Origin of the sequence: Rhizobium sp. CG5, assembly GCF_023701945.1 — a bacterium.
Lineage (GTDB): Bacteria > Pseudomonadota > Alphaproteobacteria > Rhizobiales > Rhizobiaceae > Allorhizobium.
Genome location: NZ_JABAEF010000005.1, coordinates 15,898 through 39,199 on the forward strand (window position 1 = coordinate 15,898; position 23,302 = coordinate 39,199).

Annotated in this window: 29 protein-coding genes; 15 read left to right on the forward strand and 14 right to left on the reverse strand. The window is 62.2% G+C overall.

From position 1 onward, the window contains the following. Nucleotides 1-43 precede the first annotated feature (43 nt). From aroQ to aat, 4 genes are read left to right on the forward strand one after another with little or no spacing between them, the layout of a single operon-like run. Nucleotides 44-481 (forward strand): type II 3-dehydroquinate dehydratase, encoded by a 438-nt coding sequence (gene aroQ / locus HGO38_RS09775; RefSeq protein WP_250955705.1) that lies wholly within the window; start codon nucleotides 44-46, stop codon nucleotides 479-481. Between the two features lie 21 nt (nucleotides 482-502). Beyond that, nucleotides 503-961, forward strand: a complete 459-nt coding sequence (gene accB / locus HGO38_RS09780) for an acetyl-CoA carboxylase biotin carboxyl carrier protein (RefSeq protein WP_250955706.1) — start codon at nucleotides 503-505, stop codon at nucleotides 959-961. A gap of 4 nt (nucleotides 962-965) precedes the next feature. Next, complete coding sequence (gene accC, locus HGO38_RS09785) at nucleotides 966-2,315, forward strand: acetyl-CoA carboxylase biotin carboxylase subunit (RefSeq protein WP_250955707.1); 1,350 nt, start codon at nucleotides 966-968, stop codon at nucleotides 2,313-2,315. A gap of 8 nt (nucleotides 2,316-2,323) precedes the next feature. After that, a complete protein-coding gene (aat, locus tag HGO38_RS09790; protein WP_250955708.1) occupies nucleotides 2,324-2,944 on the forward strand; it encodes a leucyl/phenylalanyl-tRNA--protein transferase in 621 nt (206 codons plus the stop codon). Nucleotides 2,945-2,993: 49 nt separating this feature from the next. Here aat and HGO38_RS09795 read toward each other — a convergent pair whose 3' ends face one another. From HGO38_RS09795 to gatB, 5 genes are all read right to left on the reverse strand, one after another. Then, nucleotides 2,994-3,434, reverse strand: a complete 441-nt coding sequence (locus HGO38_RS09795; protein ID WP_250955709.1) for a DUF2155 domain-containing protein — start codon at nucleotides 3,432-3,434, stop codon at nucleotides 2,994-2,996. Between the two features lie 100 nt (nucleotides 3,435-3,534). Then, the gene (locus HGO38_RS09800; RefSeq protein WP_250955710.1) at nucleotides 3,535-3,933 is read right to left on the reverse strand and encodes an NADH:ubiquinone oxidoreductase subunit NDUFA12; all 399 of its coding nucleotides are present in this window, start codon (nucleotides 3,931-3,933) and stop codon (nucleotides 3,535-3,537) included. Between the two features lie 125 nt (nucleotides 3,934-4,058). Continuing rightward, complete coding sequence (locus HGO38_RS09805) at nucleotides 4,059-4,526, reverse strand: GNAT family N-acetyltransferase (protein ID WP_250955711.1); 468 nt, start codon at nucleotides 4,524-4,526, stop codon at nucleotides 4,059-4,061. Between the two features lie 29 nt (nucleotides 4,527-4,555). After that, nucleotides 4,556-5,053, reverse strand: coding sequence for a GNAT family N-acetyltransferase (locus tag HGO38_RS09810; RefSeq protein WP_250955712.1), 498 nt, complete (start codon nucleotides 5,051-5,053; stop codon nucleotides 4,556-4,558). A gap of 3 nt (nucleotides 5,054-5,056) precedes the next feature. Continuing rightward, nucleotides 5,057-6,562, reverse strand: a complete 1,506-nt coding sequence (gatB, locus tag HGO38_RS09815) for an Asp-tRNA(Asn)/Glu-tRNA(Gln) amidotransferase subunit GatB (RefSeq protein WP_250955713.1) — start codon at nucleotides 6,560-6,562, stop codon at nucleotides 5,057-5,059. Between the two features lie 155 nt (nucleotides 6,563-6,717). Between gatB and HGO38_RS09820 the strand changes: the two genes are divergently transcribed. Beyond that, complete coding sequence (locus HGO38_RS09820; protein ID WP_250955714.1) at nucleotides 6,718-7,056, forward strand: DUF1294 domain-containing protein; 339 nt, start codon at nucleotides 6,718-6,720, stop codon at nucleotides 7,054-7,056. Nucleotides 7,057-7,084: 28 nt separating this feature from the next. Here HGO38_RS09820 and HGO38_RS09825 read toward each other — a convergent pair whose 3' ends face one another. Further along, on the reverse strand, nucleotides 7,085-7,603 hold the full coding sequence (locus HGO38_RS09825; RefSeq protein ID WP_250955715.1) for a GNAT family N-acetyltransferase: 519 nt from the start codon (nucleotides 7,601-7,603) through the stop codon (nucleotides 7,085-7,087). Nucleotides 7,604-7,942: 339 nt separating this feature from the next. Between HGO38_RS09825 and HGO38_RS09830 the strand changes: the two genes are divergently transcribed. From HGO38_RS09830 to HGO38_RS09840, 3 genes are all read left to right on the forward strand, one after another. Next, the gene (locus HGO38_RS09830) at nucleotides 7,943-8,200 is read left to right on the forward strand and encodes a YjhX family toxin (protein ID WP_250955716.1); all 258 of its coding nucleotides are present in this window, start codon (nucleotides 7,943-7,945) and stop codon (nucleotides 8,198-8,200) included. A gap of 120 nt (nucleotides 8,201-8,320) precedes the next feature. After that, the gene (locus HGO38_RS09835; RefSeq protein ID WP_250955717.1) at nucleotides 8,321-8,497 is read left to right on the forward strand and encodes a hypothetical protein; all 177 of its coding nucleotides are present in this window, start codon (nucleotides 8,321-8,323) and stop codon (nucleotides 8,495-8,497) included. Then, complete coding sequence (locus tag HGO38_RS09840; RefSeq protein ID WP_250955718.1) at nucleotides 8,487-8,780, forward strand: type II toxin-antitoxin system RelE/ParE family toxin; 294 nt, start codon at nucleotides 8,487-8,489, stop codon at nucleotides 8,778-8,780. Before HGO38_RS09835 ends, HGO38_RS09840 begins: the two co-directional genes overlap by 11 nt. A gap of 24 nt (nucleotides 8,781-8,804) precedes the next feature. Here HGO38_RS09840 and gatA read toward each other — a convergent pair whose 3' ends face one another. The 3 genes from gatA to HGO38_RS09855 all read right to left on the reverse strand — a co-directional run bounded on the left by gatA (nucleotide 8,805) and on the right by HGO38_RS09855 (nucleotide 11,453). Then, nucleotides 8,805-10,286 (reverse strand): Asp-tRNA(Asn)/Glu-tRNA(Gln) amidotransferase subunit GatA, encoded by a 1,482-nt coding sequence (gene gatA, locus HGO38_RS09845; RefSeq protein WP_250955719.1) that lies wholly within the window; start codon nucleotides 10,284-10,286, stop codon nucleotides 8,805-8,807. Nucleotides 10,287-10,392: 106 nt separating this feature from the next. Further along, entirely contained in the window at nucleotides 10,393-10,680 is a 288-nt protein-coding gene (gene gatC / locus HGO38_RS09850; protein WP_168473151.1) for an Asp-tRNA(Asn)/Glu-tRNA(Gln) amidotransferase subunit GatC, read from the reverse strand. Nucleotides 10,681-10,748: 68 nt separating this feature from the next. Continuing rightward, complete coding sequence (locus tag HGO38_RS09855) at nucleotides 10,749-11,453, reverse strand: metal-dependent hydrolase (protein ID WP_250955720.1); 705 nt, start codon at nucleotides 11,451-11,453, stop codon at nucleotides 10,749-10,751. A gap of 110 nt (nucleotides 11,454-11,563) precedes the next feature. Here HGO38_RS09855 and ruvX point away from each other — a divergent pair, with 110 nt between their 5' ends. Beyond that, entirely contained in the window at nucleotides 11,564-12,052 is a 489-nt protein-coding gene (gene ruvX / locus HGO38_RS09860) for a Holliday junction resolvase RuvX (protein ID WP_250955721.1), read from the forward strand. Here the strand turns inward: ruvX and HGO38_RS09865 are convergent. The 3 genes from HGO38_RS09865 to HGO38_RS09875 form a co-directional block, all read right to left on the reverse strand. Continuing rightward, a complete protein-coding gene (locus HGO38_RS09865; RefSeq protein ID WP_250955722.1) occupies nucleotides 11,995-12,327 on the reverse strand; it encodes a DUF6105 family protein in 333 nt (110 codons plus the stop codon). The genes ruvX and HGO38_RS09865 overlap by 58 nt on opposite strands. Beyond that, nucleotides 12,324-12,494, reverse strand: coding sequence for a hypothetical protein (locus tag HGO38_RS09870; protein WP_250955723.1), 171 nt, complete (start codon nucleotides 12,492-12,494; stop codon nucleotides 12,324-12,326). The genes HGO38_RS09865 and HGO38_RS09870 overlap by 4 nt, the downstream gene beginning before the upstream one ends. Nucleotides 12,495-12,626: 132 nt before the next feature. After that, nucleotides 12,627-13,244, reverse strand: coding sequence for an AAA family ATPase (locus tag HGO38_RS09875; protein WP_250955724.1), 618 nt, complete (start codon nucleotides 13,242-13,244; stop codon nucleotides 12,627-12,629). Between the two features lie 145 nt (nucleotides 13,245-13,389). On the opposite strand from HGO38_RS09875, the gene HGO38_RS09880 reads away from it, so the two are divergent. Continuing rightward, a complete protein-coding gene (locus HGO38_RS09880; protein ID WP_250955725.1) occupies nucleotides 13,390-14,313 on the forward strand; it encodes an AEC family transporter in 924 nt (307 codons plus the stop codon). A 12-nt stretch (nucleotides 14,314-14,325) separates the two neighbouring features. Here HGO38_RS09880 and HGO38_RS09885 read toward each other — a convergent pair whose 3' ends face one another. Continuing rightward, on the reverse strand, nucleotides 14,326-15,969 hold the full coding sequence (locus tag HGO38_RS09885) for an acyl-CoA dehydrogenase family protein (RefSeq protein WP_250955726.1): 1,644 nt from the start codon (nucleotides 15,967-15,969) through the stop codon (nucleotides 14,326-14,328). 133 nt (nucleotides 15,970-16,102) lie between these two features. Here HGO38_RS09885 and HGO38_RS09890 point away from each other — a divergent pair, with 133 nt between their 5' ends. Genes HGO38_RS09890 through dprA form a run of 4 tightly spaced genes read left to right on the forward strand, consistent with a single transcriptional unit; the run spans nucleotide 16,103 to nucleotide 20,131 of the window. Further along, entirely contained in the window at nucleotides 16,103-17,044 is a 942-nt protein-coding gene (locus HGO38_RS09890) for an aspartate carbamoyltransferase catalytic subunit (protein WP_250955727.1), read from the forward strand. Then, nucleotides 17,041-18,333, forward strand: a complete 1,293-nt coding sequence (locus tag HGO38_RS09895; RefSeq protein WP_250955728.1) for a dihydroorotase — start codon at nucleotides 17,041-17,043, stop codon at nucleotides 18,331-18,333. Before HGO38_RS09890 ends, HGO38_RS09895 begins: the two co-directional genes overlap by 4 nt. A gap of 25 nt (nucleotides 18,334-18,358) precedes the next feature. Next, complete coding sequence (gene plsY, locus HGO38_RS09900; protein WP_250955729.1) at nucleotides 18,359-18,976, forward strand: glycerol-3-phosphate 1-O-acyltransferase PlsY; 618 nt, start codon at nucleotides 18,359-18,361, stop codon at nucleotides 18,974-18,976. A gap of 3 nt (nucleotides 18,977-18,979) precedes the next feature. After that, complete coding sequence (dprA, locus tag HGO38_RS09905; RefSeq protein ID WP_250955730.1) at nucleotides 18,980-20,131, forward strand: DNA-processing protein DprA; 1,152 nt, start codon at nucleotides 18,980-18,982, stop codon at nucleotides 20,129-20,131. On the opposite strand, the gene HGO38_RS09910 is transcribed toward dprA, so the two are convergent. Beyond that, the gene (locus HGO38_RS09910) at nucleotides 20,084-20,317 is read right to left on the reverse strand and encodes a hypothetical protein (protein WP_250955731.1); all 234 of its coding nucleotides are present in this window, start codon (nucleotides 20,315-20,317) and stop codon (nucleotides 20,084-20,086) included. The genes dprA and HGO38_RS09910 overlap by 48 nt on opposite strands. Nucleotides 20,318-20,576: 259 nt before the next feature. Here HGO38_RS09910 and topA point away from each other — a divergent pair, with 259 nt between their 5' ends. Continuing rightward, nucleotides 20,577-23,270, forward strand: coding sequence for a type I DNA topoisomerase (gene topA / locus HGO38_RS09915; protein WP_250955732.1), 2,694 nt, complete (start codon nucleotides 20,577-20,579; stop codon nucleotides 23,268-23,270). The last annotated feature ends 32 nt before the right edge of the window (nucleotides 23,271-23,302 follow it).

Consider the following 23,302-nt stretch of genomic DNA (forward strand, 5'->3'; position numbering starts at 1 on the left):
CCGGCGGTCTATAGGAGGCCTTCAAGACGCTACGGAACCGCAGATGAGCAAGACGATATTTGTCCTGAACGGCCCCAATCTCAATGCGCTGGGAAAGCGCGAGCCCGGAATTTACGGCGGCAAGACGCTGGCCGATATCGAGGCCGATTGCCGCGCCGCCGGCGAAGCGCTCGGCTTTGTTGTCGATTTCCGGCAGAGCAATCACGAGGGTGTGCTGGTCGACTGGCTGCACGAGGCGGGAGCCACGGCGGCAGGCGTGGCCTTCAATGCCGGTGCCTACACCCATACGTCCGTTGCCCTGCACGATGCCATCCGCGCCATTCCGGTGCCGGTCATCGAAGTGCATATTTCCAACGTGCACGCGCGCGAGGAATTCCGCCACAAATCGATGATAGCGCCCGCGGTCAAAGGCGTTATCTGCGGCTTCGGGCCGTTTAGCTATATCCTGGCGCTGCATGCGCTGAAGAACATCACTCAATAGACAAGAATTGGGACAGACTCCATGGCTGAAAAAAAGACGGGTATCGATCAGGCGTTGATCCGTGATCTGGCAAACATTCTCAACGAAACCGATCTGACGGAAATCGAAGTCGAGCAGGACGCCCTGCGCATTCGCGTTTCGCGCGCCGGCATGCCGATGATGGCGATGCCGCAGATGGCCTACCAGGCTCAGCCGGCACCCGTTGCCGTGGCGCCGGTCATTGCTGCCGAACCCGTGCGCAACCTCGCCAATGCCGTCACCGCTCCGATGGTCGGCACGGTCTATCTTTCGCCGGCTCCCGGATCGCGGCCCTTTATCGAAGTGGGCTCGATCGTCAAGGAAGGCCAGACGCTTCTGATCATCGAAGCGATGAAAACCATGAACCAGATTCCCGCGCCGCGTTCGGGCAAGGTCGTTGAAATCCTCACCGAGGATTCCCGCCCTGTCGAATACGGCGAGGCTCTGGTCATCATCGAGTAAGCCAATGCCCCCCATTTCCAAGATCCTCATTGCCAATCGCGGCGAAATCGCCCTTCGCGTCCTGCGCGCCTGCAAGGAACTCGGCATTGCGTCGGTCGCCGTGCACTCGACTGCCGACGCCGATGCGATGCACGTGCGCCTGGCCGACGAAAGCGTGTGCATCGGCCCGCCGCAATCGCGCGACAGCTATCTGAACATTCATCAGATCGTCGCTGCCTGCGAAATCACCGGTGCTGATGCCGTGCATCCGGGCTACGGATTCCTGTCGGAAAATGCCCGGTTCGCCGATATCCTCGACGCCCATGGCATCACTTTCATCGGACCGACCGCGGACCATATCCGTATCATGGGCGACAAGATCACCGCCAAGGATACCGCCAAGGCGCTCGGCATTCCGGTCGTTCCCGGATCGGCCGGCGAAGTGCTGCCGGAAAACGCCCTGCAGATCGCCCGCGAAATCGGTTTCCCCGTGCTGATCAAGGCAACCGCCGGCGGCGGCGGCCGCGGCATGAAGATTGCCAAGGACGAGTCGGAAGTCGAAGAGGCCGTCTCGACGGCCCGCTCCGAAGCGCTGGCGGCGTTCGGCAACGACGCCGTCTACATGGAAAAATACCTCGGCAAGCCGCGCCATATCGAAGTCCAGGTGCTGGGCGACGGCGAAGGCAATGCCATTCATCTGGGCGAACGCGACTGCTCTTTGCAGCGCCGCCACCAGAAGGTCTGGGAAGAGGCCAACTCTCCGGCCCTCAATGTCGAGCAGCGCATGAAGATCGGCGAAATCTGCGCCGATGCGATGCGCAAGCTGAAATATCGCGGCGCCGGCACGATCGAGTTCCTGTATGAAAACGGCGAGTTCTTCTTCATCGAGATGAACACCCGCCTGCAGGTGGAGCATCCGATCACCGAAGCCATCACCGGCATCGACCTGGTGCATGAACAGATCCGCATCGCGTCCGGCGGCGGCCTGTCGGTCACCCAGGCCGAAGTGGTGTTTTCCGGCCATGCCATCGAATGCCGCATCAATGCCGAGGATCCGCGCACCTTCGTGCCCTCCCCCGGCACGATCACGCATTTCCATGCGCCGGGCGGCCTGGGCGTGCGCGTCGACAGCGGCGCCTATCAGGGCTACAAGATCCCGCCTTACTATGACAGCCTGATCGGCAAGCTGATCGTGCATGGCCGCACCCGCGTCGAATGCATGATGCGTCTGCGCCGCGTGCTCGACGAGTTTGTCATCGACGGTATCAAGACCACCCTGCCGCTGTTCCAGGACCTGATTTCCAATCAGGACATAGCCAACGGCGACTATGACATCCACTGGCTGGAGGAATATCTGGCCAGGACAGCTCATTAAAGACCTCGATGGCAAGGCGGCGCGGCAGAGAGACATCCATTACGCCGGACATCCTGCTGCGCGCCTATTCCATCGGGCTTTTCCCGATGGCCGAATCGGCAGACGACCCGGAAATCTTCTGGGTCGAACCGGATCTGCGCGGCATCCTGCCGCTCGATGCTTTTCATCTTCCCCGCAGCCTTGCCAAGGCCATCCGCCAGAAGCCGTTCGACATCCGCATCGATACCGCCTTCGAGCAGGTGATCGAGAAATGCGGCGAGGCGGTCGACAACCGGCCGAGCACCTGGATCAACCAGACCATTCGCGGCCTCTACGGCGCGCTGTTCCGCATGGGCCATGCCCATTCGGTCGAGGCCTGGGAGGGCGACGAGTTGATCGGCGGGCTCTACGGCGTGTCGCTCGGCTCGGCCTTCTTCGGCGAGAGCATGTTTTCCCGGCGCACCAATGCCTCGAAGATCTGCCTGGCCTTCCTGGTCGACCATCTGAACGCCCGGGGCTTCACCCTGCTCGACACGCAGTTCACCACCGAGCATCTGAAGACATTCGGCGCCATCGACGTTCCAAAAGCGGATTACGCACGCCTGCTGGAGCGCGCCATGGCCTCGCCGAACCTGCCTTTTGGGGATTGAGCAGCTATGTGTTTTTGATAGGCGTGCGGGCCTGGGCCGACGATAGGCGTCAGCTGGCGGGCTTGGGTGCCGGGACGTCGGAGGACTGCTTGCAGTCTTTCAGCCAGACGTCATAGATGGCGTGCTCGACGGCATTGAGCGCCGGGCTGTCGGCGAACATCCAGCCGGAAAAGATGCGGCGGATCTTGCGGTCGAGGGTGATCTCGTCGACTTCCACGAAGGCATCGATCTTCTGCGCTTCGGTTTCGTCGCGGGAATAGCAGACCTTCGGCGTCACCTGCAGCGCGCCGAACTGTACGGTCTCGTCGATATAGACATCGAATTCGGTGATGCGCCCGGTGATCTTGTCGATCCCGGAAAAGACGGCAACGGAATTGCTGATCCGCTCTGCCTGGGCCGGCGCGACCGGGAGGAAGACGGATCCGACGGCCAGTGCCACGCCCAGCCGCAACAGGCCAGGCAAAGATCCATCCTGCTTGAAAGGCTTCATGTGTCTGCAGGTCTCCACCGAATGCATCGTCTTGCGCCGCTGGCGATTGCAGCACCGTCGATCCAAGCGCCTAAAGGTCAATTGTGGCAAAAAGCCGGGATCAGTTGCCCGGCGTCCATGCGTCATAATCGCCAGTGACGGCGGGACGCTCGCCGGCCACGGCGATCGAACCCGGCGGACGATAGGCCAGCGACGTGCCGGTGGCATTGGCGCGGTGGCCCTTTTCCCATTCGCGGGCCTTGTAGTCTTCCTTGGTCGGGGCGACATCGGTGCGGTGATGGATCCAGCCGTGCCAGCCGGGCGGAATGCAGGAGGCGTCCGCATAGCCCTTGTAGACGACCCAGCGGCGCGGCAGGCCGAATGTGGTCAGGCCGCCTTCGTAATAGATATTGCCGAATTCATCTTCGCCGACGCGCTTGCCGTTGCGCCAGGTAAAGAAACGCGTCCCCATGGTCTGGCCATTCCACCAGGTGAAAATCTGCAGCAGGAAATTCTTCATGTCTTTTCCTTAGGGATTCGTCAGTCGATGCCGGCAGGCGCAGAGGCCGAGCCGGTCCCAAATTCGCTCTCCCGCTTATGCCGCCTCGGGGCTGCGTTGTCCAGTGATTCCAAATGTCATGCCCGTCATTTCAGCTTGATCTTGAAGCCGATATGGCTCGCCGTAAAGCCGAGGCGCTCATAGAAGCGGTGGGCATCCTTGCGCGCCGCATTGGACGTCAGCTGAACCAGCCGCATGCCGCTCCGCTCGGCCTCGTCCAGGCAGAAGCGGATCATCTGCGCACCGATGCCCTGCCCGCGGCAATCGGGCCGGGTGTGCACCGCCTCAATGATCATCGAGGACGAGCCGCGGCCGGACAGCGTCGTGGTGACGAGCGTCTGGAAGGTCGCCACGACCTCGCCGCCGCGCTCGGCCACATAGAGCCGCTCGCTGGTCGAGGCGGCGATCTGCCGGAAGGCTTTCAGGTAGTCCGGCAAAGCGGCGGGATCGGCGGTATCGCCGTGGCCGCCGACCGTGTCACCGGCCAGAATGGCGGCAATCGCCGGCACATCCTGTTCGACAGCCAGCCTGACCGTGATCGGGCCAAGGTCCATCGGCGGTTCTCCTTGTTGAAACGATCCCGTCAGCCGAGCGTCTTTTCCATGACGATGGCGTCAAGACCGCTGTTGGCGCCGCCGCAGCTGGTCGTGCGGTCGACCTCGACAAAGCCATGGGAGGTATAGAAGGCGATCGCCGCTTCGTTGCGCGGCTCGACTTCGAGACGCATGACTTCGGCATCCGGAAAACAGGTTTCCAGCTCGGCGAAGAGATCGCGGCCGATACCCTGCCTGACGCAGGTCGGGCGCACGTAGAGCTGGTGCAGCATGGCGGTCTTGGCCATCTTGTCCGACATGGCGGCATAAGCGACACCGCCAAGCTTGCGTCCATCATCAGCCACCAGAAACTCGCCACCTTTCTTGGCCAGGCGGGCTTTCAGCGCTGCCGGCGAATGCCAGCTGTCGAGCAGCTGCTTGACCTTGGCGGCACCATAATAGCCGTCATAGGTGGCGTGGAAGCTTTCCGCCAGCAACGCCCTGACCGCGTCGAGATCCTGCGGGCCAACGGTGCGCACAAAGAACAAGGCCTATTCCTCCGGCAAACCGAGCTTGGCCTTGACCAGGGCCTGTACCGCCTGGGGATTGGCCTTGCCGCCGGTCGCCTTCATCACCTGGCCGACGAACCAGCCGGCCAGGGTCGGCTTGGCCAGCACCTTGGCGACCTGGTCCGGGTTGGCGGCGATGATGTCGTCGACGGCCTTCTCGATGGCGCCGGTATCGGTGACCTGCTTCATGCCGCGGCTTTCGACCAGCTCGGCCGGGTCGCCGCCTTCGGAAAAGACGATCTCGAACAGGTCCTTGGCGATCTTGCCGGAGATGACTTCCGATTTGATCAGATCGATGATGCCGCCGAGCTGGGCGGGGGAAACCGGAGTCTCTTCAATGCCTTTGCCCGCTTTGTTCAAGGCGCCCAGCAGGTCGTTGATCACCCAGTTGGCAGCGATCTTGCCGTCGCGGCCGGCAGCCACCGCCTCGTAATAATCGGCGATCGCCTTTTCCGAGACCAGCACCGAGGCGTCATAGACCGACAGGCCGAGTTCGGCGACGAAGCGGGCCTTCTTGTCGTCGGGCAGTTCCGGCAGGTCCTTCTTCATCTCCTCGATGAAGGCGTCGTCGAATTCCAGCGGCAGCAGGTCCGGGTCGGGGAAATAGCGATAGTCATGCGCATCTTCCTTGGAGCGCATCGAGCGGGTCTCGCCCTTGCCCGGATCGAACAGGCGGGTTTCCTGGTCGATTGAGCCGCCGTCTTCCAGAATGGCAATCTGGCGACGGGCCTCGTATTCGATGGCCTGGCCGATGAAGCGGATCGAGTTGACGTTCTTGATCTCGCAGCGCGTGCCGAATTCGCCGCCGGGCTTGCGCACCGAGACGTTGACGTCGGCGCGCATCGAGCCCTCGTCCATGTTGCCGTCGCAGGTGCCGAGATAGCGCACGATGGAGCGCAGCTTGGTCATATAGGCCTTGGCTTCGTCGGACGAGCGCATGTCGGGCTTGGAGACGATTTCCATCAGCGCCACGCCGGAGCGGTTCAGATCGACATAGGACATGGTCGGGTGCTGGTCGTGCATCGACTTGCCGGCGTCCTGTTCCAGATGCAGGCGCTCGATGCCGATTTCGATGTCCTCGAACTGGCCCTGGCGATCGGGGCCGAGCGAGATGATGATCTTGCCCTCGCCGACGATCGGATCCTTGAACTGCGAGATCTGGTAGCCCTGCGGCAGGTCGGGATAGAAATAGTTCTTGCGGTCGAAGATCGAGCGCTTGTTGATCTGGGCTTTCAGGCCAAGACCGGTGCGCACGGCCTGCGCCACGCATTCCTCGTTGATGACAGGCAGCATGCCGGGCATGGCCGCATCGACCAGCGAGACGTTGGAATTCGGCGCATTGCCGAAGGTGGTCGAGGCACCGGAAAACAGTTTTGACTGGCTGGTGACCTGCGCATGGACTTCCATGCCGATGACGATTTCCCAATCGCCGGTGGCGCCAGGGATGAAGCGTTTCGGATCGGGCGTGCGGGTGTCAACAAGGGTCATCTGATGCTCGTGCGAATGCTGGGCTGAAGGAGAACTTTGGTCTTCGTTGAGGTAGAACAAATGGCCGGGCGGCGCAAGGCTTGGCACGCCCGCGGGGTCAAGGTCGACCGCCATGGGTGACGATCCTTTAACATCAATCCGCTACCCTTGCGCGCATGGCACTCGAACATATCCTTTATCTCGCGCTGATCGTGGCGCTCTACAATGCGGTGGTTTTCTGCGTCTACTGGTGGGACAAGATGGCGGCCCGAGACGGCGGCTGGCGTATTCGGGAATCGACCTTGTTGACGCTCGCCTTGCTGGCCGGCAGTCCCGGCGCTCTGCTGGCCTGCAACATCCTGCGGCACAAGACACGCAAGCAACCCTTTGCAACCTATCTGATCGGCATTGCCGGGATCCATGTCCTGATCATTGCGGCGGCCGGTATTATCTTGGCCGTTGCACCTTCCCTCATGACCGATATGGCACGTGGGGTCATGGCGGAGTTTCAGTAAGCCGGCGACCGAGGTCGGCCAAACCGTTCTACTCGAAACTGCCGCTCGGGCCATAGGTGTTCGCCGTCTCGGAGGCGAGTTGCTTTGACAGGCCGACCGTTTCCACATCGCGGTCGAGCTTGGGGTTATAGGCGACCGTCAGCCAGTGTACCGAAAATCCGTGTTTTTCGAAGAAATCCACCGCTTCGCGATTGCGGGCATGGCTCTGCAGCATGGCCTTTTCGAAGCCCTGATGGAGAATGTCGGCCTCGATGGCCGCCAGCAGCGCCGTTCCAAGCCCCTGCCCCTGATGGTCCGGGTCGATCCAGAAATCGGAGATATTCTCGTCGAGATCCTCGCGGGCCGCCCAGCCGGCCGGATTGCCATGCTTTTCGACCACGGAAATGGTTAGCCAGCGCGACTGGGTGAAATTCATGAAGGCCGATCGCGCATTGTCCAGCATCGCCTTGGTCTCGCCGACGGGCACCATGGCCTTTTCCCAGGCTCTAACCCCGATTTCGGCCAAAAGTCCGGCCTCATCCAGTCGCGCGTTCCGTATGGTGATCATGGTCTCCCCTTCAATCCCGATCAGTAGACCATTAGCGGGGGGCTTTTTCCAGTGGGGTCCGCACATGGGGTCGGACGGCGCCCATTGCCGGGATTCGAGGGTAGCGGGAACGACGCGCAGGATAGGGACAGCATCACGCTCGCTTGACGGATTTATGGAGTTCCGGCATAGGCAAATCTCCAACCCGTGGAGCTTTTATGTTCGCTGAGACCCGGTAAAGGCCCCTGCCCGCGGAGATGCCGCGCGCAAGGGCCCGACAGAAACGAAGCACCGACGCCTGACCGGCGCCGGATACGTTTTTGTGCGTTCGTTTTCGAACGCGAATTCCGGATCACCACAATGGACATTTCCCGCGCCGAACAGCGCATCCTTCACCTGCTCGCCCAGGGCGGCAGGATCGAACTCATCCGCGACCAAAACCGCAAAATCGAAACCGTGCACTGCTTTTCCCGCGACGGCTGGCTCTATCCCGGCGTCGGACTGGACCTGTTTCGAAAGTTGAAACAGAAACGGGCGATCTCGTCGAAAGGCGGAAAGCCCTACCGCATCACCGAGAGAGGGTTGGTGCTGGTCAGGGCGGAGCTGGATAATCGGTAAGTCGAACCGGCGCGCTCGCTGTCATATCCGGCAGCGGGCGCGCCTCAAGTCAGACTGATCGGCAGTGCTCGGTAAAGACTGGCTTCAAGCCCGATGATGCGCTAAATTATAGTTATGAAGATGTCCAACGAACGCCCCGACCTCGCGGAACTGACGACTGAGCCTTCGGTAGCGCATGGTCCAGGCTATGACGCCTGGAAGGAAGCCAAGGTTCGCAAAGCCCTGGACCAAGCCAAGGATCGTTCGAAAATGATCCCGGCGGATGACGTCTGGGAGTCGTTCGGCTTTGAACGTTAGTTTCACTCCTCAGGCTGTCGACGATCTCCGCTCCATCCACTCACATATCGCCGAATACGATCCGAATACTGCAGACCGGATCATTTCAAGGATAAGACAGGCGATCGACATCCTGGCGGCTTTCCCGCTGCTGGGCCGTCAAGGCGTCGTCGCCGGCTCACGCGAACTTGCGATTGCCGGGCTTCCCTACACAATTGTCTATTCTGCGACCACAGCAACACACATAGACATCCTGACGGTGATCCACCAAAGACGTCAATATCCGCCGCTCAACGAAGACTGAACGGCGAAGGTCCCAACCTCGACCTTACCACCACTTCTTCGGCGTGAATTTTCCAGCGGCCTGTTCGATCACATGCGCCGTCTTGAACAGGGTTTCCTCCTCGAACGGCTTGCCGATAAGTTGCAGGCCAAGCGGCAGGCCGCGGGCGTCGAGGCCGGCGGGAACGGACAGGCCCGGCAGGCCGGCCATGTTGACGGTCACCGTGAAGATGTCCTGCATATACATCTTGACCGGATCGGCGGCGAGCTCCTCGTCACCGATGGCAAAGGCCGAGGATGGCGTGGCTGGCGTCAGGATCGCATCGACACCCGCTGCAAAGACCTGCTCGAAGTCGCGCTTGATCAGGGTGCGGACCTTCTGGGCCTGCAGATAATAGGCGTCGTAATAGCCGGCCGACAGCACATAGGTGCCGATCATGATGCGGCGCTTGACCTCGGTGCCGAAACCTTCGGCACGGCTCTTTTCGTACATGTCGGCAATGTCCTTGCCGTCGACGCGCAGGCCGTAGCGCACGCCATCGTAGCGGGCGAGGTTCGACGAGGCTTCGGCGGGGGCGACGATGTAATAGGCCGGCAGCGCGTATTTGGTGTGCGGCAGCGAGATATCGACGATCTCTGCGCCGGCATCCTTCAGCCAGGCAATGCCCTGGCTCCACAGGGTTTCGACTTCGCCCGGCATGCCGTCGACGCGGTATTCCTTCGGAATGCCGATCTTCATGCCCTTCAGGGACTGGCCAAGCGACGCCTCGTAATCGGGAACCGGCAGATCGACCGAGGTGGTGTCCTTGAGGTCGAGGCTTGCCATCGACTTCAGCAGGATCGCCGCGTCGCGCACATCGCGGGCGATGGGACCGGCCTGGTCGAGCGACGAGGCAAACGCGACGACGCCCCAGCGCGAGCAGCGGCCATAGGTCGGCTTGATGCCGACGGTGCCGGTAAAGGCGGCCGGCTGGCGGATCGAGCCGCCCGTATCGGTGGCCGTGGCGCCGGCGCACAGATGCGCGGCAACGGCTGCAGCGGAACCGCCGGACGAGCCGCCCGGCACGAGCTGCTGGTTGGAACCGGTCGCCTTCCAGGGGTTGATCACCGGTCCGTAATGGGAGGTCTCGTTGGACGAGCCCATGGCGAATTCGTCCATGTTAAGCTTACCCAGCATGACGGCGCCATCGTTCCAGAGGTTCTGGGTGACGGTCGATTCGTATTTCGGCTTGAAGCGGTTGAGTATGTCGGAGCAGGCCTGGGTATGGACATCCTTGGTGGCGAACAGGTCCTTGATGCCCAGCGGAATGCCTTCCAGCGCGCCGGCCTTGCCCTGCGAGAGACGCTCGTCGGAGGCCGCTGCCATGGCACGGGCCTTGTCCGGCGTGACCGTCACATAGGCATTGATCGCATCATTGGCCGCCTCGATCGCCTGGATATAGGCGTCGGTCAGTTCGACGGCTTTGATCTCCTTGGCCACAAGCTTGTCGCGGGCTTCGGCAATGGTCAGGCTGGTCAGGTCGCTCATGGTTTCGCTTCACTTTGCAAAGGAACGCGCGGCACGCGGGCCGCTTCAATCTCGAATGGGTCAGGCTCGCAACAACAGCGGCGCGCGGATCGGCGCCGCGGGCTGCCTATTCCACCACTTTCGGCACCAGGAAGAAATTGCGGTCTGTCTCGGGCGCATTGGCGACGATATCGTCGGCCTTGTTGCCATCCGTCACCACGTCCTGCCGCTTGCGCATCACCATGGGAGTGACCGAGGTCATCGGCTCCACGCCGGAGACGTCGACCTCGGACAATTGCTCGACAAAGCCGAGAATGCCATTCAGTTCGCCCATCATGCGCTCGGCATCTTCATCATTGAGAGCAATGCGGGCAAGGTGCGCGACGCGCTTGACGGTGGCAAGATCAACGGACATCGGTATTCTCCAGGGCGGTTGTCCTCCCCGCTATAATGTCCGCGATCCTCTCGCGCAACGGGGATTTGTCAGACGGTGACGTGTCCGCCCGGCTTCGGGGTCTCGACGCGGGTCTTGGTGCCCTCCATGCCGGCCACGAATTTCTCCGGCGTCTGGTCGATGATGCCGAACGTGCCGTAGTGGCAGGGAAGCACCGTCTTGAAACTGAAGAAACGCTGGCAGGCAAGGGCGGCCACGGCACCGCCCATGGTGAACCGGTCGCCGATCGGCACGATGCCGATATCGGGCTGGTGCAATTCGTTGATCAGCGCCATGTCGGAGAAGATGTCGGTATCGCCCATATGCAGCAGCGAGGCTTCGTCCTCGAAATGCAGCATTAGCCCATTGGCATTGCCGAGCGAGTGGGACACACCGTCTTCGGTCAACGTGGCCGAGGAATGCAGGGCATTGGTGAAGGTGGCGGTAAAGCCGTCGAAACCGACCGTGCCGCCGGTATTGCCCATCTCGAGCTTGGAAACGCCCTTCGATCCCAGCCAGGCGGCGAGATCGGCATTGGCGAGAACCGTCGCACCGCTCTCCTTGGCGAGCGCCACGGTGTCGCCGACATGGTCGCCATGACCATGGGTCAGGAGAATGTGGGTCAGTCCTTCAGCCGCATCCTTGGCATCCAGGCCGGCAAAGGACGGGTTTCCGGAAAAGAACGGGTCGATCAGGATCTTCGCCTTGGCGGTTTCAAGCCGGAAAGCGGAATGGCCGAGCCAGGTGATTTTCATGGAGTGCTCCTTTGAGTATTGCCGTTTGAAATGGTGTCGCTCACGCAAAATATGTCATAAGGCCGAAACGAACAGTGGTGATGAGATAATCTACCGAATGAGCAAATTCCATGACAATTCTGACCATCGATGAACTCGCCGCCGCCCTCAAGCCCGGCGAAGCGGTGGCCGGGCTTGATCTCGGCACCAAGACGATCGGGCTGTCGATGTCGGATATCGGCCGGCGGTTCGCCACGCCGCGCACGGTCATCAAGCGGGTCAAGTTCACTAGGGATGCCGAGGTCCTGCTGGAGTTTGCGACGAAGGAAAAGGTCGCCGCCTTCATCATCGGCCTGCCGGTCAACATGGATGGATCGTCGGGCCCAAGGGTTCAGGCGACCAAGGCCTTCGTGAGGGCGATGTCGGACAAAACAGACATTCCCTTCGTGTTCTGGGACGAACGGTTGTCGACGGTGGCGGCCGAACGGGCGCTCCTGGAAATGGACGTGTCGCGGGCCAAACGCGCAACCCGTATCGATTCGGCGGCGGCCAGCTTTATTCTTCAGGGCGCCCTGGACAGGTTGTCGGGATTGGCAAGGGAGGCGGCCTCCCCGTCCTGACGGTCGCTTCCGCGCCACCAGGCGAGGATCCGGGCGCGGCGGCGAAAGCCGACCAGCGCAAACAACACGGCACTGTCGATGACGATGGCGCGCGCTACCAGCGGCGGAATGCTCTCCGGCGCGATGCCGAGAAGATTACCGTAGACCTGGAACACCAGATCATGCGCCTGGCGGGTCAGCATGAAGATGCCGAAGCTCATGTCGTTCGCGGACAGGCCATACCATGTGCCGAGAATAAGGATCGGCCCTGCCCAGAATACCAGCAACCACTTCATGCGGTTCTACTCCCACCAAGGCTTGAGGGCACGCCCTCCTGCACCAGCCAGTTGGACATGGCCATCACGCTCAGCACGAGCGCTGGAACGGTGATATCCAAAGCGAGCATCGCAAAGAACGTCATCATGACGAGCAGCAACGCATATCGTCCCACAGCGGTTCCCATATGGCCTATCCGTGTCCGGTTTCCCTTAGTTAATGAAACTGGACTGTTAACCCTTTGCCGGCAACGTAAACCTTTTATTAAGGTTAACGCGGGCTGGGGATAACGTACCGAACAACCGCAATTCCATTATCCTCAAAAACGCAGGGATTGTTCAGGGTCGTCGTCAGCGAGGTGCGCAATGATAAACTCGGCTCGCATTTCCACGGTTTCTTTCGGCACTTCTAAAAGATCATAACCAAACTGCCTGTATGTGTGCAGAAGGCCTTCGTAGTTTTTCAAGGCGTCCTCGAATGCATGTCGACGCTCGCCGTCGTTGTGAAAGATTTCCGGCCAAGGCGGCAGAACGAAAACCTGACGCCGATAGCGAAAACGTTCAGCCGCGCGCATGTGAAATTCGGGGACGTCGATGCCAGCCACTTGAAGTCCGGCGATCTGGTCAATAATTCCGCGGTCAAAGAAAGCGCGATCCGGCCGACGGCATGCCTCGATCATGTGGTAAATGGAACGGGAGATCGTTAGGTCCACGAATAGACCGAGGTCTTTCCATGGCAAAGCATCCCCGTTAACGAATATCTGTTCGCGTACCACTTGCCGTCCAGGCTCCTCAAAAACCGAGGCACCTTTTCGCGACAGAGCGCTCAGGAGCGTCGATTTCCCGCCACCAGAACAGCCGGTGAGGACGATCATGTCGCGTGATCGCGATGCGACACGTTCCGGGCAATAGCTCGTTTCTGCCTGATGATCTTGCATAGGGTCTCCTTCCGTAAAATACGGGCGTTGATTTTGTTCGGAGCGTCAGGGGGGGCACAGCGGCGTCGGCTGGATGCAACAATCTGCGGATTGCGTTGCAGTTCGCGAAGCGCTAATGGCCCTATGTAACCGGATCTGAGACACCGTGGCAACCACCTTCGAAAGCATCCTGCCGGTCTTCCTGCTCGTCCTTCTCGGCGTCGGGCTGAAGCGATGGCCACTGATCAACGGCTCGCTCTGGGATGGGCTGGAGCAGCTCGGCTTTTACGTGCTCTTCCCTGCCCTCTTGTTCGTCACCCTGTCGCAGGCGGATTTTTCGGCAATCGAAACCGGCGCCGTCAGCGTTGTCGCCAATCTGTCGGTCCTGGTCATGTCGATCGGCACCCTGGCGCTCTGGCCGCTCTTGAGGCGCAACGGCGTCGATGCGCCGGCCTTCACCACCATTTTCCAGACGACGACCCGCTGGAACGGCTTCATGGCGCTGGCGATCGCCGAAAAGATCGCCGGACAGCCGGGGCTGACATTGGTCGCGCTGGTGATGGCGGCGATCATCGTGCCGCTCAATGTCGTCAATGTCGGTGTCATGGTCTGGTTTGGCGGCGGCAATCGCAACGTCAAGAGCTTTGCCGCGAGACTCCTCTCGAACCCGATCATTCTCGGGGCGGCAACCGGCGTGATCGTCAATCTGACCGGCCTGCCGATCTATGCGCCCCTGATGCAGACGGTGGAACTGGTCTCGCAATCCTCGCTCAGCCTCGGCCTGATCATGGTCGGGGCCGGCCTGAAGATCTCCGATGCGCTGAAACCGCATCCGTCCGCCATTCTCGCCACGGTCTTGAAGCTGATCGTCTTCCCGATCGTGATGGTGGCCCTCGGCCTCGCCTTCGATATCGAGGGTGATGCGCTGACCATGCTGGCGCTCAGCGCCGCGGTGCCGACCGCCATGAACGGCTATCTGCTGGCCAAGCAGATGGGCGGCGATGCACCGCTTTATGCCGCGACCGCGACCATCCAGACGGCCGCCGCGTTCTTCACCATTCCCGCCGTGCTGTTCGTGGTGAGCCTTTAGGCTGTCGTCGGTTCAGGCCGCCGGCGGATAGAGCAGGTCGATGACGTAGCGGGCGTCGAAGCGGGCGTCGAGCACACCGTAGGTGTAGCGCCAGCCGCCGGCCAGGCGCGTTTCCAGGAAGGCATCGGCGATCTTTCCGGCGCCGAGCCGATAAAGTTCGGCGGCGGCGGCGGCCAGGGCCATCTGCTCGACCAGCAGGCGGGCGGCACCCTCGTCCTTTTCGCAGAGCGCCATGGCGACGCGCAGCACCTCGATGGTCTTCTTGCCCGAGGGGCCGAGATCCCGCTCCAGCTCGGCAAAGACCATCTCAAACAGGTCCTTGCCGCGGGCCAGCACGCGCAGCACGTCGAGCGCCATGACATTGCCGGAGCCTTCCCAGATGGCGTTGACCGGCGCCTCGCGGTAATGGCGGGCGATCGCCCTCTCTTCGATGTAACCATTGCCGCCGATGCATTCCATCGCCTCGTAGATCAGCGGCGGCGCCATCTTGCAGACCCAGTATTTGACGACCGGCGTCATGACGCGGGCATAGGCGGCGTCGGCCGCGCTGTCGCGGGCCCGGTCGAAGGCATCGGCCAGCCGGAAGGACAGCGCGGTCGCCGCCGCCACATCCAGCGCCATGTCGGCCAGCACACGGGTCATGATCGGCTGGTCGATCAGCTTCTTGCCGAACACCGCCCGGCCGCGCACATGGTGCACGGCTTCGGCCATCGAGGCCCGCATGATGCCGGCCGAGGCCAGCGCGCAGTCGAGCCGCGTCAGGGTGACCATTTCCAGGATGGTGCGGATGCCGCCGCCCGGCTCGCCGAGCAGATAGCCGAAGGCATCGGTGAACTCGACTTCGGACGAGGCATTCGAGCGATTGCCGATCTTGTCCTTCAGCCGCTGGAACTGCAGGCCGTTGGCCGTGCCGTCTTCCAAAAGCCGCGGCACCAGGAAGCAGCCCATGCCTTCCGGCATCTGGGACAGCATGACGAAACCGTCGCTCATCGGCGCCGACATGAACCATTTGTGGCCGGACAGGCGGTAGATGCCGTCGCCGGCCCGGGTTGCCGCGGTCACATTGGCGCGAACGTCGGTGCCGCCCTGCTTTTCCGTCATGCCCATGCCGAGCGTCACCGCCGTCTTCTGCATGGCCGGACGGTTGGACGAATCATATTTGCGCGACAGGATCTTTGGCGCCCATTCCTTCTGCACCCTGGGCGAGGCCATCAGGGCCGCCACCGACGCATTGGTCATGGTCAGCGGGCAAAGATGGCCGCTTTCCAGCTGCGAGGTCAGGAAAAAGCGCACGGCGCGCGCCTTGTGCTCGGCGCCCCTGGCATCGGTCTGGCCATCCCAGACGGAGGAATGCAGGCCGGCCGACATGGAGCGGCGCATCAGCGCGTGCCAGGCCGGATGAAACTCGACGGTATCAAGCCGTTCGCCGCGCGCCCCGTGGGTGCGCAGCTGCGGCGGGCTCTGGTTGGCCATGCGGGCCAGTTCCTGCGCCTCGTGGGAGGTCACATAGCGGCCGATCGCGTCGAACTCTTCCCGGACGCTGCGGTGCAGATTGGCCGAGAGATCGACGATCAGCGGGTCGGTGCGATAGGCATTGATGCCGGACCAGGGCTTGGGCTGGTTTAATTCCGCGAGTTTTTCTTCCGTCCGGTTCATCTGCTCATACAACTCTTCTTACGCGTCCCGATTCGTTTAATATGGGGAACAAATGTCTATCGCCTTACCATATGCTTGCCCCGGCTGCTGGCAATCTTTATAGACCGCGCGACCACATCCGGAGGACAGTCTCATGGTCTTCTTTCCCCACCGCCATCTCATTGGCATCAAGGGCCTTACCCACCAAGACATTACCTTTCTGCTCGATAAAGCGGATGAGGCGGTGAAAATCAGCCGTCAGCGCGAGAAAAAGACCTCGACCCTGCGAGGCCTGACCCAGATCAACCTATTTTTCGAAGCCTCGACCCGCACCCAGTCCTCGTTCGAACTGGCCGGCAAGCGGCTGGGCGCCGACGTGATGAACATGTCGGTCGGCAATTCGTCGGTCAAGAAGGGCGAAACGCTGATCGATACCGCGATGACGCTCAACGCCATGCGGCCGGATGTGCTGGTGGTTCGCCACTCGTCTGCCGGGGCCGCGGCGCTGCTCTCCCAGAAAGTCGCCTGCTCGGTGATCAATGCCGGCGACGGCCAGCATGAACATCCGACCCAGGCCTTGCTCGACGCGCTGACCATCCGGCGCGCCAAGGGCAAGCTTTCGCGCATCATCGTGGCGATCTGCGGCGACGTGCTGCATTCGCGCGTGGCACGCTCCAACATCCTGCTGCTGAACGCCATGGGTGCGCGCGTCCGCGTCGTGGCGCCGGCCACCCTGCTGCCGGCCGGGATCGCCGACATGAGCGTCGAGGTCTATCACGACATGAAGGAAGGCCTGAAGGACGCCGACGTGGTGATGATGCTGCGCCTGCAGCGCGAGCGCATGTCGGGTGCCTTCGTGCCGTCGGTGCGCGAATATTTCCATTATTATGGCCTCGACGCCGAAAAGCTGAAATATGCCAAGGACGACGCGCTGGTCATGCATCCCGGTCCGATGAACCGCGGCGTGGAGATTTCCTCCGATGTCGCCGACGGGCCGCAAAGCGTTATCGAACAGCAGGTCGAAATGGGGGTCGCCGTGCGCATGGCCGTGATGGAAGCCCTGCTGATCTCGCAGAACCAGGGAGAACGGGCATGAGCACGCCAACCGTTCTGAACAATCTCCGCATCATCGATCCGTCCCGCGGCATCGACGAGGTCGGCAGCATCATCATCGGCGCGGACGGCCGCATTCAGGCTTCTGGCGCGGACGCCCGCAACCAGGGCATTCCGGACGGTGCTGCGGTGCGCGACTGCTTAGGCCTGACCGCCGTTCCGGGTCTGGTCGATGCGCGGGTCTTCGTCGGCGAGCCCGGTGCCGAACACCGCGAGACGATCGCCTCGGCGAGCCGTGCGGCCGCCGCCGGTGGGGTCACCTCGTTCATCATGATGCCGGACACCGATCCTGTCATCGACGACATCGCGCTGGTCGAATACGTCAAGAAGAAAGCCCGCGACACGGCGATCGTCCATGTCTATCCGGCAGCGGCCCTGACCAAGGGTTTGCACGGCACGGAAATGACCGAAATGGGCCTGCTGCAGGAAGCCGGTGCGGTGGCCTTCACCAATGGCCGGCACGGGCTCTACGACACGCAGATGCTGCGCCGGGCGATGACCTATTCGCGCGAGTTTTCGGCCGTGGTGGCGCTGGAACCGCGCGACCAGTATCTCGGCACTTCGGGCGTCATGAACGAAGGGCTGCTGGCCAGCTGGCTTGGCCTGTCCGGCGTGCCGAAGGAGGCGGAGATCATTCCGCTGGAACGGGACCTGCGCATCGCCGGACTGACCGGCGCGAACTATCATGCCGCCAAGATTTCCGTGCCGGACTCGGTCGAGGCGATCAAGGCGGCACGGCAGCGCGGCGTCAACGTGACGTCGGGCATTTCGATCAACCATCTGGCGCTCAACGAAAACGACATCGGCGAATACCGCACGTTCTTCAAGCTCTCGCCGCCGCTGCGCGCCGAAGACGACCGCATGGCGATGGCCAATGCACTGGCCGCCGGCGATATCGACATCATCGTCTCGTCCCATGATCCGCAGGATGTCGATACCAAGCGCCTGCCCTTTGCCGATGCGGCCGACGGGGCGATCGGTCTTGAGACCATGCTGGCGGCAGCACTTCGCCTGCATCATAACGGCCAGGTGCCGCTGATGCGGCTGATCGACGCCATGTCGACGCGGCCGGCGCAGATTTTCGGTCTCGACGCCGGAACGTTGAAGCCCGGCGCGCGTGCCGACATCACGCTGATCGATCTCGACGAGCCCTGGCTGGTTGCCAAAGACGGCATAGCCTCGCGCTCGAAGAACACACCTTTCGAAGACGCCCGTTTCTCGGGCCGGGCCGTCGCGACCTATGTCGCGGGGCTGTTAGTCTTTTCGCTCTGACACCTGCGCATTGGGGGGACCGGCCGTGGCCACAGTGAACTTTCTGGATATCGGACTGCCCGCGCTGATCGCGGTCTTGAGCCTCGGCTATCTGCTCGGCTCCATCCCGTTCGGCCTGCTCCTGACCCGCATGGCCGGGCTCGGCGACCTGCGCTCGATCGGATCGGGCAATATCGGCGCGACCAACGTGCTGCGCACCGGCAACAAGAAGCTGGCGGCGGCAACCCTTTTGCTCGACGCCCTGAAGGCGACGGCTGCCGCCGTTGCCGCTCAATACGTCTTCGGCGGCAATGCCGGCCTGCTGGCGGGTTTTGCCGCCTTTATCGGCCATCTCTTTCCGGTCTGGCTCGGCTTCAAGGGCGGCAAGGGCGTCGCCACCTATATCGGTACGCTGCTCGGCGTCGTGCCGCTGATGGTGCCGGTGTTTGCTGTCGTCTGGCTGGGCATGGCGTTCTTCAGCCGCTATTCCTCGCTGTCCGCTCTGGTTGCAACCCTTGTTATTCCGGTTGTCCTGTGGATACTGGGCCAGCAGGAGGCAGCGCTCGTCACGGCGGCCATGACCACCATCACCTGGTGGAAGCACAAGGCCAATATCGAGCGACTGATCGCCGGCACCGAAAGCAAGATCGGACAAAAGGGATAGGGCATGTCGCTCGGCGGCGCAGGACGAACCGGGATTGCGCTGACGGAGCGGCAAAGGATCGCCTGGCTGAGACTGATCCGCAGTGACAATGTCGGCCCCGCCACCTTTCGCGACCTGATCAACCATTTCGGCACAGCCGAGACCGCCCTTGCCATGCTGCCGGAACTGTCGCGACGCGGCGGATCGACGCGCACTGTGCGGATCGCCACCGAGAGTGAGGCCGAGCGGGAACTGGAGACCGCGCGGCGGTTCGGTGCTTCCTTCATTGGCATCGGCGAACCCGATTACCCCCCTGCCCTTCGCCAGATCGACGGCGCGCCGCCGCTCTTGGCGGTCAAAGGCAATCTGAAGGCCGGCCTGAAACCGGCCATCGGCATTGTCGGATCGCGCAATGCCTCGATCAGCGGCGCCAAGTTTGCCGCCATGATGGCGCGCGACACCGGCCGGGCCGGCTATACGATCATCTCCGGCCTGGCGCGCGGCATCGACACATCAGCCCATCAGGCAAGCATTGAGACCGGCACCATTGCCGCCATGGCCGGCGGTCTCGACCAGCCCTACCCGCCGGAAAATATCGGCCTGCTGAAGGAAATCTGGGATGGAACGGGGCTTGCCATCAGCGAAATGCCGTTCGGCTGGGAGCCGCGCGCCCGGGATTTTCCGCGCCGCAACCGGCTGATCGCCGGCGTGGCGCTCGGCGTCGTGGTGATCGAGGCGGCCAGCCGTTCGGGCTCGCTGATCACCGCGAGACTGGCGGGCGATTTCGGCCGGCTGGTGTTTGCCGTTCCCGGCTCGCCGCTTGATCCGCGCTGCCACGGCACCAACGGGCTGCTGAAGGACGGAGCGATCGTCACCACCGAAGCGGCGGACATTCTGGAGGCCCTGGCGCCACTGTCGAAGATCGACCTGTTCTCGCCGGTCCAGGCGCGCGAGCCGACCCAGGACGAGGAAAAGCCGCTGATGCTGCCGCCCGACGATGCCGAGAGATCGCGGATCGTCGATGCGCTTGGGCCCACCCCGGTCGAGGTCGACGACATCATCCGGCATACCGAACTGCCGGCCTCGTCGGTCTATCTCGTGCTGCTGGAACTGGATATCGCCGGGCGGCTACATCGGCATGCGGGTGGGCTTGTCTCCCTTGCCGCGCTCGATTGACAGGGCCCGACGGCCCGCCTGCACGTCGCCGGCTTCCACATAGGCCATTTCGATGAGGTAACACAGCATCTCGGCGCCTTCCTTTTGCGCGACCGACCGCAACTCTCCCAGCATCTGGCGGATATAGGCAATATTCTCTTTCGTCTGAGTGGTGCTGCTGTCAGGGCTCACATTATTGGCGGCCATTTTTCGTTCCTGTGGATCGGGTGTCCAAAGTCTGCCGGGGGCTTCAACCACAAGCTGGGAAAACGATAAAACTATTTATCTAGAATTGCAATATGCACTCTATCTTCCACAGGTTGTATCGCGTTATGGCTGACATAAATGGCCCGCCCCTCTTGACCGCGGCCGAATCCCTGTCCATGTCGGGGAGCCGGATTCCCGGAACAAACCGCCGGAATCCTTCCGAACGTTGAAAACACGAACGCAAGTTCAGAGAAACACTATGAATGTAGTCGTTGTAGAGTCGCCCGCCAAAGCCAAGACAATCAACAAATATCTTGGCCCCGGGTACACGGTCCTGGCCTCGTTCGGACACGTGCGCGATCTGCCTGCCAAGGACGGATCCGTGCTGCCGGACCAGGACTTCGAGATGCTTTGGGAAGTCGACGGCGCCTCGACAAAGCGCATGAAGGACATTGCCGACGCGGTCAAATCCTCCGACGGACTGTTTCTGGCGACCGACCCGGATCGCGAAGGGGAAGCGATTTCCTGGCATGTGCTGGATCTCCTGAAGAAGAAGAAGGTGATCGGCGACAAGCCGGTCAAGCGCGTCGTCTTCAATGCGATCACCAAGAAGGCCGTGCTCGATGCCATGGCCAATCCGCGCGACATCGACGGTCCGCTGGTCGACGCCTATCTGGCGCGCCGCGCCCTCGATTATCTCGTCGGCTTCAACCTGTCGCCGGTGCTGTGGCGCAAGCTGCCGGGTGCCCGCTCGGCGGGCCGCGTGCAATCGGTCGCACTGCGGCTGGTCTGCGACCGGGAAAGCGAAATCGAACGCTTCATCTCGGAAGAATACTGGAATATCTCGGCGCTCCTGAAGACGCCGCGCGGCGACGATTTCGAGGCCCGCCTGGTTTCGGTCGACGGCAAGCGCATCCAGCGCAACACGGTGACCAATGGCGACGAGGCCGCCCGCCTGAAGGATCTGCTCGACGGCGCCAATTATGTGGTCGACACGATCGAGGCCAAGCCCGTCAAGCGCCATCCGGCGCCGCCCTTTACCACCTCGACGCTGCAGCAGGCCGCATCCTCCAAGCTCGGGTTTTCGGCATCGCGCACCATGCAGGTGGCACAGCGCCTTTATGAAGGCATCGACATCGGCGGCGAGACCGTCGGTCTGATCACCTATATGCGTACCGACGGCGTGCAGATGGCGCCGGAAGCGATCGATGCGGCGCGCGCTGCCATCGCCGACCAGTTCGGCAATCGCTACCTGCCGGAAAAGGCGCGTCAATATACCGCCAAGGCCAAGAATGCCCAGGAAGCGCACGAAGCCGTGCGTCCGACCGACTTCAACCGCACGCCCGACATGGTTCGCCGCTTCCTCGACGCCGACCAGTTGCGGCTCTACGACCTGATCTGGAAGCGTGGCATCGCCAGCCAGATGGCATCGGCCGAGATCGAGCGGACAACCGCGGAAATTCTGGCGGACCGCAACGGCGAGAAGGCCGGCCTTCGCGCCGTCGGCTCGGTCATCCGCTTCGACGGCTTCATTGCCGCCTATATCGACCAGAAGGAAGAGGGCGAGGCCGCCGACGACGACGAGGATGGCCGCCTGCCGGAAATCAATGCCCGGGAAAAACTGGCCAAGCAGAAGATCAACGCCACCCAGCACTTCACCGAGCCACCGCCGCGCTATTCCGAAGCGACGCTGATCAAGAAGATGGAAGAGCTCGGCATCGGCCGGCCCTCCACCTATGCGGCAACGCTGGCAACGCTCCGCGACCGCGACTACGTGACGATCGACAAGCGCAAGCTCATCCCGCAGGCCAAGGGCCGGCTGGTGACGGCTTTCCTCGAAAGCTTCTTCACCCGCTATGTGGAATATGATTTCACCGCGGATCTCGAGGAAAAGCTCGACAAGATTTCGGCCGGCGAGCTCAACTGGAAGGACGTGCTGCGCGAATTCTGGACGAGTTTCTTTGCCCAGATCGAGGACACCAAGGAACTGCGCGTCACCAATGTGCTCGACGCGCTCAACGAGGCGCTAGCGCCGCTGGTGTTCCCGAAGCGGGAAGACGGCAGCGACCCGCGCATCTGCCAGGTCTGCGGAACGGGCAACCTGTCGCTGAAGCTCGGCAAATACGGCGCCTTCGTCGGCTGCTCGAACTATCCTGACTGCAATTTCACCCGCCAGCTGTCGTCTGAAAACGGCGCCGAGGCCGATGCGGCGCTGACCGAGACAAAGACGCTCGGCAAGGATCCCGCCACCGACGAGGATGTGACGCTGCGCAGCGGCCGGTTTGGCCCCTATGTGCAGCGCGGCGAGGGCAAGGAAGCCAAGCGCTCGTCGCTGCCCAAGGGCTGGAAGCCGGACGACGTGGATTTCGAAAAGGCGCTGTCCCTGCTCTCCCTGCCGCGCGATGTGGGAACCCATCCCGAAAGCGGCAAGATGATCACGTCCGGCCTCGGCCGCTACGGGCCGTTTATCCTGCATGATGGCACCTATGCCAATGTCGACAGCATCGAGGACGTTTTCACCATCGGCCTCAACCGCGCGGTGACCGTGCTTGCCGAAAAGAAGAGCAAGGGACCGAGCGGCCGCGGCGCGCCGGCGGCCCTCAAGGAACTCGGCGACCATCCGGACGGCGGTGCCATCACGGTGCGCGATGGCCGCTATGGACCTTACGTGAATTGGGGTAAGGTCAACGCGACGCTGCCAAACGGCAAGGATCCGCAATCGGTGACCGTCGAGGAAGCCCTGGCGCTGATCGTCGAGCGGGCGGCCAAGGGCGGCGGCAAGGCGGCAGCCAAGAAGGCGCCCGCCAAAAAGGCACCGGCAAAAGCTGCGGCAGCCAAGTCTGCCAAGACGGCGGATGACGGCGATGCAAAGCCCAAGGCGAAGACCGCCGCCAAACCCAAAGCGGCTGCCAAGCCCAAAGCCAAGGCAGCGAGCAAACCGAAGAAGAGCTGACAGGTGGTAAAATTCCCGCGGGACAGAACCCG